This window comes from Bradyrhizobium sp. PRIMUS42 (assembly GCF_023006515.1).
Taxonomy (GTDB): domain Bacteria; phylum Pseudomonadota; class Alphaproteobacteria; order Rhizobiales; family Xanthobacteraceae; genus Bradyrhizobium.
The window spans coordinates 1-11,017 of record NZ_JALBGZ010000144.1 but is presented as its reverse complement, the minus strand read 5'-3'; the positions used below and the strand labels follow the sequence as shown (position 1 = coordinate 11,017).

The following is an 11,017-nucleotide window of genomic DNA, read 5'->3' as shown; positions in this document are numbered from 1 at the left end:
CGTTGCGCTCGGCGACGAGATCGGCGCGATTCTCGGCGCGCGCATGGTGGCGACGCTGATCGGCGAGCGGCCCGGTCTGTCTGCGCCCGACAGTCTCGGCGCCTATCTGACTTTCGCGCCGAAGCCCGGCCGCACCGATGCCGAGCGAAATTGTGTGTCCAACATCCACCACGCTGGGCTCAGCTATGACGAGGCCGCCTTCAAGATCGCCTGGCTGGTCCGCGAGGGGCTGGCGCGGCAGGTCAGCGGCGTGGCGCTGAAGGACGAGAGCGCGGACCGCGCGCCGCGTCGAATTGGCACATTCCCGCCCGGATGACCGGCATCGAGGGGCCCAGATCGCCGCTTCTTGATCGATTTTGGCCACACTTCGCCTGCTTGCGAAAAGACCGGTTGACCTGCTAAACCCCCCACGGCGATTTTCCGCGCATTTTCAAAGGGCAAGCCTTCCCATTGGTATGGCGTTTTCAAGCCGTTCGCGGGGCGCGACAAGCTCTCAAGACCGAGTCGATTTAGGAACTGGATAAGGCATGCTCGAAAAGCACAGCGAGAATGAGGTTCATGTCGACAAGGTCGAGCAGGGACCTACGTCCTCGATCGCCTTCGGGCTGGAGCGTCTGGGGCTGATCGCAGTCCGGGCGCCGATCGTTTCCTGCATCGTCCTGCTCGTCTTGATCGTGGGCGCCGTGTTCGGCATCCACCGGATCAAGATCGACGATTCGCTGTCGCAGCTGTTTCGCTCCGACAGCCGCGAATTCCACCAATATGAAGAGGTGACGAAGAAGTTCCCGGCCGAGGAATTCGACGTCCTCGTCGTGGTCGAAGGCAAGAGCCTCCTGGCGCGGAATAATCTCGAGAAGCTGCGCGACTTCGTCACCGACATGCAGCTGGTCGAAGGCACGCGCGGACTGGTCTCGCTTTTTTCCGCGCGCCAGGCGCCGGCGCCGGGCAAGCTGCCGGCGGCACTGTTCCCGGCCGAGCTGCCCCAGGGCGCCGACTACGACAAGTTCATCGAGACCGTCAAAAACAACGAGATCATCCGCGGCAAGCTGCTGTCGGAAGACGGCACGCTGGCGCTGATCGTGCTGTCGCTCGATCCGGAGGTGGTCGCCTCCAGCAAGCTGACCAAGACCGTCGCCGACATCCGCGCGCTGATGAAGGAGGATCTCAGCGAGACCGGGCTCAACGTGCAGCTTTCCGGCGTGCCCGTGATGCAGCTCGAGATCCGGAACGCGGTCGAGCGCGACGGGCTGACCTACAACATCCTCGGCATCCTTGCCGGCTGCGTCATCGCCATCATCTTCTTCCGCAAGATCTCGTTCATGGTCGCCGCGGCGTTCCCGCCGATGATCGCGATCCTGCTGGCGCTCGGCGCGCTCGGCTGGGCCAATTTCAATCTCAACATGTTCCTGAACGTGATGACGCCGCTCATCATGGTCATCAGTTTCTCGGACTCGATGCAGCTCACCTTCGCCGCGCGCGACCGGCTGATCGCGGGCCAGGACAAGTTCACCGCGTTCAAGAACGCCGTGCTGGTGGTGGGACCGGCCTGCGTGCTGACGCACGGCACCGCCGGCATTTCCTTCATCGCGCTCCAGTTCTCCAACTCCGACCTGATCCGCAAGTTCGGCGAGGCGGGCCTCGCCGCCACCATCATCGCGCTGGTCGCGGTGCTGTCGCTGGTGCCGGTGTTCGGCGTGCTGCTCGTGCGCAACGAGAAGACGTTCGCGGTCAAGTTCCAGAGCGCGGATGCCGGCGTCCAGGCGCTGCGCAATTTCTGCTATTGGATCGCGGTGCGCATGGTGGGCCGGCCCGGCCTGTTCAGCCTGATCGCGGTGCTGTTCGTCGGCGGCCTCGGCGTCATCTACGCCAATCTGGAGCCGCGCTACCGGCTCGCCGACCAGGTGCCGGACAAGCGTCAGGCAGTCGCCGCCAGCGATCGGCTGGATGCCAAGCTCACCGGCGCCAATCCGGTCAACGTGCTGATCCAGTTCCCGAAGGGTGAATCGCTCTATTCGCCGGAGACGCTCCAGACCATCGCGGACGTGCATGCGACCGTGGAGAAGGCGGCCGGTGTCGGCAATGTCTGGTCGGTCGAGACCCTGCGCCGCTGGCTTGCGGAAAAGGCCGGCAGCGCCGACGTCGCGACGCTGAAGGAATATGTCAGCGTCATCCCCGAGCATCTGGTGCGGCGCTTCATCGACGCCGAGCAGGACGCAGTCGTGGTGGCTGGCCGCGTGCCGGACAAGGATTCAAGCCAGCTTCTGCCGATCGTCGACAAGCTCGATTCCGAACTCGACGCCGTCCGCAAGAAGCATCCCGGCTATGAGGTCGCGGTAACCGGTCTTGCCGCGATAGCCGCGCGCAACTCGGCCAGCATGATCGAGAAGCTGAACCGCGGGCTCACCGTCGAATTCGCGCTGGTCGCGATCTTCATCGGCCTTGCCTTCCGCTCCTGGGTCGTGATGCTCGCCTGCATCCTGCCGGGCATCTTCCCCGTCGTGATGTCGGGAACGGTGCTGTGGGCGATGGGCGAGGGCCTTCAATTCGCCAGCGTCGTCGCGCTCACCGTCTCGTTCGGGTTGGGCTTGAGCGCCACCATCCACTTCCTCAATCGCCTCAGGCTCGAGAGCAGGCCGGGCGTCGGCTCCGCGCTCGCGGTGGAGCGGGCGACCGTGCTGGTCGGACCGGCGCTGATTCTGACCACGGTGGTGCTGGCCTGCGGCCTCGTCGTCACCGTGTTCTCCGACCTGCCGTCGCTGCGGCTGTTCGGGTGGCTCAGTGCCTTCTCGATGGTGATGGCGCTGGTCGCTGACCTCTTCATCCTCAGGCCGACGGCGATGTGGCTGATCAACCTGCATGCCAAGCTGCAGGGAACCGACAAGCCGGCGATCTAGTCGCCATCGCGCTCGCACGTGGAGCGTCCTTCGGGTTCTCAAGCGCAACAGACGCGCTTGGGACCGATCTTTTTCACGGCTGACGAACCTTTGCTGCGCGACCTTGTTCAACCAAGGGCTGCGAGATTGTCGTTTGGGATGTCGCTGATCAGCGGACAGGCGGCGAGCGACGGCATTGTGAAACGCCTTGGGTGACAGCCGCAGCTCCAGGACGGCTGCATGCGCGTCAAGCCGGAGCATCAGTTTGCGTCAAACCCTGCCGGTGATCGCATCGACTCGCGGGATCCTGTCTCTTCCGGTTTAGCTCCAATCACCGGGGACTGTCTTCGCCGCTGCTCGCGTTGGTCCTCAAGAAGGAACCATTCAGCGATCTTCTGATCGGGGCCAATGCCGCGATGACGCCAATTGGGCTGTTGACCTCGGCGCTCTGCGTGCCGCGGTTTGCACAGCGCGTCGGTGGCAATAGGGCCGCCGTCGGTTTTGCGCTGATCGCAGCCGCAGCGCTTGTCCTGATGGCGATCTCCGCTCACGCGTCGATCCGGACGATCCCGTACGGATTGAACTTGAAATCGCTCTCGGCGTAGTCCTGCTCCCGCGACAGCGTGAGCTTTCGGTCGCGCAGCGTGGCCTCGATGCCGTGCTCGGCCATGGCGTCAGCGATCTCGTCCATCAGTTTGACCGCGTCCCGATCGCTGCCGCGCGATGTCGCGACATAAACCTCCGGCAAGCCGACGAGGTGATAGCCGACGGACTCGTAATAGCGATCGCCGGCGAGCGGGCGCTTGGCGAACGCGAGACGACACGCCTTCGTGACGGCGGGGGTCATCCTCAGGCCCTGGCTGGTCTTCGAGCCCTTGCGCGCCTGATCGGCGAGACTGCGCCACCGCGCGACGCCATGGGCGACGCCGGCGCTTTCGCCTTTCGCCGCAATGGCGCCTGCGTCGAACATCTCGTCCACGATCAGCAAGGCGGCGGCCGCATAGGCGGCCGACTTCTGCTGATCGATCGGCGGGCTTTGCACGTAGAGGACCGATTTGTGGCTGGCCACGGCGGCTTCGTCGGATGCGGACCAAGCTTTCGGGAAGACGCGGTCCCAGCACACGCCGAACGACCGTTCCATGCGCGGATCGGGCTTGGCTTGCGAATAGGTGCGGTCGATCTCGAAGTTGAAATCGGCGATGGTCTTGGCCATCGCTTTCGAGGGTTGCAGCAGTTTATCGTCCCTGCCGAGAAAGCAGAGCACGTGACGCGGCTTCACGGGTGAAGGCTGCATGGTCGCTCCCTGCCGATCATTGGCGAAGGCGCGGGTGGCTATGAGGAGCCCGGCGGCCTTGAGCAGATGTCTGCGTATTGGGTCCATCTCGGCAAGTCCGTCTTGGTGAGTTCGTGCCAGCAAAAAGCCCCCGGCTCGCGAGAACTGGGGGCCGTATTTCTCTTGGCCGAGAAGAGAGGATCAGCTCTTCGTCATGGTGATGTTGACGCCGCGGATCTCGCCCTTGGAGCTGATCTGCACCGTCTGCTTGGTGCCGTTGGTGCGCAGCGAGAGGTTGGCGGCAAAACCGTTGGCCTCGACGAACACGTCGATCTGGCCGCCGCCGGCGGTGCCCTGGAGGTTGCCGAAGATGTTGCGGCTGGACTCGCTCCAATTGCCGGAGATGCGCTCGCCCTGGCTCGTCACGTCGCTGGTGAGGTCGAACTTGTAGCTGTCGGAGGCGCAGTGCAGAGCCTGCTTCAGGTTGAGGCCGCTGCCGGCGACCTTGTAGTCGGCCTTGCAGCGAATGCGCTCGGTGGAGCCGTCGGACAGCGACACCGTGCCGGTGCCGGTCCACGCGCCGTCGAAGCCGGCAAACGGGCCGGACGACTGAGCGTGGCTTGTCGAAACCGAAAAGAGCAGCGCCGCTCCGATGCCCGCCGCCTTGATTGCCAGTCCAGATCGCCCAAAGAATGTCATCTCAAATATCCCGTTTTGGAACAACGCCCGCCTACCCTTGAGAACGTCTCGCCACATCGAAAGTTTAGTGCTCCGAGCCAGTGTCAGGTTCAAAGCCGAGCCGCCAGAGATGGCGGTTCACGACGCCTCGCGCCAGGCTCGGGCTCGCCGATTTGTCCTGTTTCCGCATGTTTCTGGCGGGAAAAGCGGGGCGGAGAGATGCAGCCCTGCAACAGGTATGCAGTAAAACGCAGCGTCCCTGAATTATGACGTAGTATCAATCTCTTACATTTGCCAATGAGAGTTCAGGGAAGACCTGATTTGGTGGGTGCGGCGCCAATTTGGCCGCATTTGCCAGTGCTTGTGCCTTCTCTGAGGCCGCACCTCCCGCGGCGACTTGCCATCAGAACAATCCGCTCCGGTCATCCGCCCTGTGCAGTCCGGGTCCGGTGCGATTCTGCCGTCAGAATGAAGGAATACAATGCGTAAGCTTCTCGTCGCTCTCACCCTGCTGTCGGCATCTGTTTCGACGGCGGCGTTCGCCCAGCAAGGGCGTGGCACGGACGCCGAGCAGAAGGCCTGCACGCGCGACGTGCAGAAGTTCTGCCGTCCGGTCATCGACCAGGGCGATTTCACCATCCTGGCCTGCCTCAAGGAGAACCGGGCCAAGATCTCGCAGGCCTGCGACCAGGTCCTGAAGACCCACAACCAGTAAGCTCGGCCACTGGCCCAGAACAGGCGGCCCCAGGGCCGCCTTTTCGGGTGCGATCCGCAACGGGCAGCCATCGACAGACAGGATTGGTTTTGCGGCCGTATTCCCCTATATGGGGGCACCGCGGCGGATCGCCGGCATGAGCCCGCGAGCGAAGAAGCCCTTTCTATCCAAACGATTGTAAACCAGCCCTCGATGACCTCTGCGAGCGAATTGCGATCCGGCAAGGGTGACCGCGACGAGAATTTTCCCGTCGCGTCCTGGATCATTCATCCGCGTCATCGCGCCCTGATCCTGGCGTACTACAATTTCGTCCGCACCGCCGACGATATCGCCGACCACGCGACGCTGCCGCCCGACCAGAAGCTCGCTTATCTCGACCTGCTCGAGGCGGAGCTGCTCGGCAACGGCGACACCCAGGCCGAAGCCGTGACTCTGCGCCGCGCGCTCGCCGAACGCGGCATGGCGCCGCGCCATGCGCTCGACGTGCTGGTCGCGTTCCGCATGGACGTGACCAAGCTGCGTTACGAGAATTGGGACGAGGTCATTCACTATTGCCGCTATTCGGCGATGCCGGTCGGCCGTTTCATGCTCGACGTCCACGGCGAGAGCACCTCGACCTGGGCCGCATCGGATGCGCTCTGCGCGGGCCTCCAGATCAACAACCATTTGCAGGATTGCGGCAAGGATTTCCGCGAGCTCAACCGCGTCTATCTGCCGCGCGATGCGCTGGCAGCTCACGGCGCCTCCGTCGAGCAGCTCGGGCTGTCGCAGTCGCCGCCGGCGATGCTGGCCTGCCTGCAGGCGCTCGCCGTCCGCAACGAAGCGTTGCTCGACGAGGGCAGGTCGCTGAGCGCCGAGATCCGGGATTTCCGCCTCGGCGTCGACGTCTCGGTGATCCAGGCCTACGCCGACCGCATCGTGCGCCTCTTGAAGGTGCGCGATCCCCTGCGCGAGCGCGTGCACCTGAACAAGTTCGAGCTGCTCACTTTCAGCCTCGCCGGAATGATCGGCGAAGTCGGCCGTCGCGCGATCGGACGCAAGGCCATTTCCAGACCGGGGACTGCACATGACGCTTGAGGCGACCTCGCCCGGCGCCAATTATGGCTCGACCGCATCCGGCAGCTCGTTCTATGCCGCGATGCGTATCCTGCCGCATGACCAGCGCGAAGCGATGTTCCAGATCTACAGCTTCTGCCGCCAGGTCGACGACATCGCCGATTCCGACGGTCCGCGCGAGGAGCGGCTCGCCGCGCTTCAGGAATGGCGCAACGACATCGACGCACTCTATCAGGGACACCCGCCGCCGCGGCTGAAGGACTACGTCGCCTCGGTGAAGACCTTCGGCCTGAAGCGCGAGGATTTCCTGGCGATCGTCGACGGCATGGAGATGGACGTGCCGCAGGACATCCGCGCGCCCGACATGGCGACGCTGGACCTCTATTGCGATCGCGTCGCCAGCGCCGTGGGACGGCTGTCGGTGCGGGTATTTGGCCTGCCGGGTGAAGACGGGATCCAGCTCGCCTATCATTTGGGCCGCGCGCTTCAGCTCACCAACATCCTGCGCGACATCGACGAGGATGCCGGCCTCGGCCGGCTCTATCTGCCGCGCGAGGCGCTGCTGCATGCCGGCATCACCTCCGACGATCCGAACCGCGTGGTCGCCGAGCGCGCGCTGCCGAAGGTCTGCCTGCCGCTGACGCAGCGTGCGAAGATGCATTTCGAGAAGTCGGACGAGATCATGAACCGCAACAAGCGCCGCGCGGTGCGCGCGCCGCGGATCATGTCGAAATACTATCATTCGATTCTGGATCTGCTGATCGCCCGCGGTTTCAATGCGCCGCGCCAGCCGGTGCGTGTGTCAAAGGTCACACGTATCCTGATCCTGCTCCGCTACGCTTTCATCTGATGCAAAACACAGCTCACATCATCGGTGCTGGAATTTCCGGCCTTTCCGCCGCCGTTCGGCTCGCCAATGCCGGCTTCAAGGTCGCCGTGCACGAGGCGACGCAGCAGATCGGCGGCCGTTGCCGCTCCTATTTCGACGGCGCCACCAATCTCACCATCGACAACGGCAATCATCTGCTGCTGTCGGGCAACAGCCACGCGCGTGCCTATGCGCGCGCGATCGGCACCGAGGCTGGGCTGGTCGGTCCTGAAAGCGCGCAGTTTCCCTTCGTCGACCTCAAGACCGGGCAGCGCTGGCAGATCGATCTCGGCACCGGCCGGCTGCCGACCTGGGTGCTCGACGAGAGCCGCCGCGTGCCCGACACCGGGCTGATCGATTATCTGAAGCTGGCGCCGCTGATCTGGGCGTCGGAAGAGACATTGGTCGGCAAGGCCATTCCTACCGAAGGCGTGCTCTATCAGCGCCTGGTGCAGCCGCTCCTGCTCGCCGCGCTCAACGTCGATCCACCCGAGGGCTCGGCCGGGCTTGCCGGTGCGATCGTGCGCGAGACGCTGCTTGCTGGCGGGCAGGCCTGCCGTCCCCTGATCGCGCGCGACGGCCTCAGCGCCGTGCTGATCGAGCCGGCGGTGAAGTTTTTGCAGGAACGTGGCCACACCGTTCAGCTCGGCCATGAGCTGCGCTCGTTTGCGACCAGCGACGGCAAGGCCAGTGCACTGAATTTCGGCGGCGAGGACGTGATCGAGCTCAGCAAGGGCGATGTCGTCGTGATGGCGGTGCCGCCGCGCGCTGCAGCGGGCCTGTTGCCGGGGCTGAAGACGCCGACCGAATTCCGCGCCATCGTGAATGCGCATTTCCGCATCGCCCCGCCGCCGGGTTCGGCGCCGATCCTCGGCGTGATCGGCGGCGTCGTGGAGTGGCTGTTTGCGTTCCCGAACCGGCTTTCCGTCACCATCAGCAATAGCGACCGTCTGGTCGACATGCCGCGCGAGGAACTCGCGCAGGCGATCTGGAACGACGTCTGCAAGGCCGGCGGTGTCTCCGGCGAGCTGCCTCCGTGGCAGATCGTGCGTGAGCGCCGTGCCACATTTGCGGCAACACCGGCCCAGAATGCCCTGCGTCCGGGGCCGGTCACTGCGCTGAAAAACCTGTTTCTCGCCGGTGATTGGACTGCTACGGGATTGCCTGCAACCATCGAGGGATCGGTGCGGTCAGGCGATCGCGCCGCCGATCTGGTTTTGGCCGCCAAAGGATCCTGAAGAGCGGCCCTGACGGGCAATGTCCCGGTCAAGTTCAATCGACTATCGGAGCAATCGAGCGTGATGGATTCCGTGAACGCGACCAGCCGCGAAACCTTGGATTCAAGCACCCTGGAATCGAGCATTGCGTCGGCGACGCAAGGCGTCCTCGGCTTCCAGCAATCCGACGGCCATTGGGTGTTCGAGCTCGAAGCCGACTGCACGATCCCGGCCGAATACGTCCTGCTGCGCCATTTTCTCGCCGAGCCGGTCGACACCGTGCTCGAGGCCAAGATCGGCAACTATCTGCGCCGCGTTCAGGGCGCTCACGGCGGCTGGCCGCTGGTGCATGACGGCGAGTTCGACATGAGCGCCAGCGTGAAGGCGTACTTCGCGCTGAAGATGATCGGTGATTCCGTCGACGCCCCGCACATGGTGCGTGCGCGCGAGGCGATCCATGCCCGCGGTGGCGCCATCAACAGCAACGTCTTCACGCGCTTCCTGCTTGCGATGTACGGCGTGGTGACCTGGCGCGCGGTGCCGGTGTTGCCGATCGAGATCGTGCTGCTGCCGTTCTGGTCGCCGTTCCACCTCAACAAGATCTCCTATTGGGCGCGCACCACCATGGTGCCGTTGATGGTGCTAGCAGCGCTGAAGCCGCGCGCGAAGAATCCGCTGGGCGTCGGCATCGACGAGCTGTTCCTGCAGGATCCGCGCTCGATCGGCATGACCGCGAAGGCACCGCACCAGAGCATGGCCTGGTTCGTGCTGTTCCGCGCGCTCGACGGCATCTTGCGCGTGGTCGAGCCGATGTTTCCCAAGAGCCTGCGCAAGCGCGCCATCGATGCGGCGCTCGCCTTCACCGAGGAGCGGCTCAACGGCGAGGACGGCATGGGCGCGATCTATCCGCCGATGGCCAACATCGTCATGATGTACGACGCGCTCGGCAAGGACGAGACCTTCCCGCCGCGTGCGATCACCCGCCGCGGCATCGACAAGCTGCTCGTCATCAACGGCGACGAGGCCTATTGCCAGCCCTGCGTCTCGCCGGTCTGGGACACGACGCTGACCGCCCACGCATTGCTGGAAGCCGGCGGCGACAAGGCGGTGCCGGCGGCCAAGCAGGGCCTCGACTGGCTGATCCCGCGGCAAGAGCTCGAGGTGAAGGGCGACTGGGCGGTGAAGCGGCCTGACGTGCGTCCGGGCGGCTGGGCCTTCCAGTACAACAACGCGCATTACCCCGACCTCGACGACACCGCCGTGGTGGTGATGTCGATGGACCGCATGCGCCGGGAGCACGGCGCCACCGGCTACGATGCCGCGATCGCCCGCGCCCGGGAGTGGATCGAGGGGATGCAGAGCGACGACGGCGGCTGGGCCGCCTTCGACGTCAACAATCTCGAATATTACCTGAACAACATCCCGTTCTCCGACCACGGCGCGCTGCTCGATCCGCCGACCGAGGACGTCACCGCACGCTGCATCTCCATGCTGGCCCAGCTCGGCGAGACCGAGAAGACCAGCAAGCACGTGGCTGACGGGGTCGCCTACCTCCGGAAGACCCAGCACCCGGAGGGGTCCTGGTATGGGCGCTGGGGCATGAACTTCATCTATGGAACCTGGTCGGTGCTCTGCGCCGTGAACATGGCCGGCATCCGTCATGACGATCCCATGATTCGGAAGGCCGCCGACTGGCTGGCCTCGATCCAGAACGAGGACGGCGGCTGGGGCGAGGACGCCGTCAGCTACCGCCTTGACTACCGGGGATGGGAGGCTGCCCCCTCGACCGCCTCGCAAACGGCATGGGCCTTGCTTGCTCTCATGGCGGCAGGCGAGGTTGATCACCCGGCCGTCGCCCGGGGGGTGGAGTACCTGATTGCAACACAGAACGAAAAAGGACTGTGGGACGAGCAGCGGTACACCGCCACGGGCTTCCCCCGCGTGTTCTATCTACGGTATCATGGTTACCCGAAGTTCTTTCCGCTGTGGGCGCTGGCGCGGTATCGGAACTTGCGGAACACCAACAGCAGGGTGGTAGGGGTCGGAATGTGACTTTGGGGACGGGGGACTATTTTACCGTGGGTAATACCATCGACCCGCGGCCGATATTGATCGTGACTGGATTGGTTCAGGAGGCCCGAATCGCGGCCGGGCCCGGGATGGCGGTCATCTGTTCATCCAGCAGCCCGACCCAGTTGCGGGCGCTTCTGACGGTGGTGGACCCTGATACGATTCGCGGCGTGATCTCCTTCGGCGTGGCTGGCGGGCTCGACCCGACGCTGCGCTCCGGCGACGTCGTGCTGGCGACCGAAGTGCTGTCCGGCGACACCCGCTGGG

Annotated in this window: 9 protein-coding genes and 1 pseudogene; 8 read left to right on the top strand and 2 right to left on the bottom strand. The window is 64.6% G+C overall.

Annotated features, from left to right (window positions below; all coding sequences use genetic code 11):
- Both MOV75_RS13860 and MOV75_RS13855 read left to right on the top strand, forming a co-directional pair.
- Positions 1–316 (top strand): ethanolamine ammonia-lyase light chain EutC (locus MOV75_RS13860; protein ID WP_247005976.1); only part of this gene is annotated, 316 nt, incomplete at its 5' end.
- Between the two features lie 211 nt (positions 317–527).
- Entirely contained in the window at positions 528–2,894 is a 2,367-nt protein-coding gene (locus MOV75_RS13855; protein WP_246925693.1) for an RND family transporter, read from the top strand.
- A 526-nt stretch (positions 2,895–3,420) separates the two neighbouring features.
- On the opposite strand, the gene MOV75_RS13850 is transcribed toward MOV75_RS13855, so the two are convergent.
- Together MOV75_RS13850 and MOV75_RS13845 are read right to left on the bottom strand one after the other, a co-directional pair.
- Positions 3,421–4,254, bottom strand: coding sequence for a hypothetical protein (locus MOV75_RS13850; protein WP_246925696.1), 834 nt, complete (start codon positions 4,252–4,254; stop codon positions 3,421–3,423).
- 93 nt (positions 4,255–4,347) lie between these two features.
- On the bottom strand, positions 4,348–4,845 hold the full coding sequence (locus tag MOV75_RS13845; RefSeq protein WP_212081252.1) for a hypothetical protein: 498 nt from the start codon (positions 4,843–4,845) through the stop codon (positions 4,348–4,350).
- Between the two features lie 460 nt (positions 4,846–5,305).
- Between MOV75_RS13845 and MOV75_RS13840 the strand changes: the two genes are divergently transcribed.
- The 6 genes and pseudogenes from MOV75_RS13840 to MOV75_RS13815 form a co-directional block, all read left to right on the top strand.
- Positions 5,306–5,539 (top strand): hypothetical protein, encoded by a 234-nt coding sequence (locus MOV75_RS13840; RefSeq protein WP_018315694.1) that lies wholly within the window; start codon positions 5,306–5,308, stop codon positions 5,537–5,539.
- A gap of 192 nt (positions 5,540–5,731) precedes the next feature.
- Positions 5,732–6,616, top strand: a complete 885-nt coding sequence (hpnC, locus tag MOV75_RS13835) for a squalene synthase HpnC (protein ID WP_246925698.1) — start codon at positions 5,732–5,734, stop codon at positions 6,614–6,616.
- On the top strand, positions 6,606–7,445 hold the full coding sequence (gene hpnD, locus MOV75_RS13830) for a presqualene diphosphate synthase HpnD (RefSeq protein ID WP_246925701.1): 840 nt from the start codon (positions 6,606–6,608) through the stop codon (positions 7,443–7,445). Before hpnC ends, hpnD begins: the two co-directional genes overlap by 11 nt.
- Entirely contained in the window at positions 7,445–8,701 is a 1,257-nt protein-coding gene (gene hpnE / locus MOV75_RS13825) for a hydroxysqualene dehydroxylase HpnE (RefSeq protein WP_246925706.1), read from the top strand. Before hpnD ends, hpnE begins: the two co-directional genes overlap by 1 nt.
- 63 nt (positions 8,702–8,764) lie before the next feature.
- A complete protein-coding gene (shc, locus tag MOV75_RS13820; protein WP_246925708.1) occupies positions 8,765–10,732 on the top strand; it encodes a squalene--hopene cyclase in 1,968 nt (655 codons plus the stop codon).
- A pseudogene (locus MOV75_RS13815) lies at positions 10,666–11,017 on the top strand (nucleoside phosphorylase); the annotation flags it as partial. The gene shc and the pseudogene MOV75_RS13815, both read left to right, overlap by 67 nt.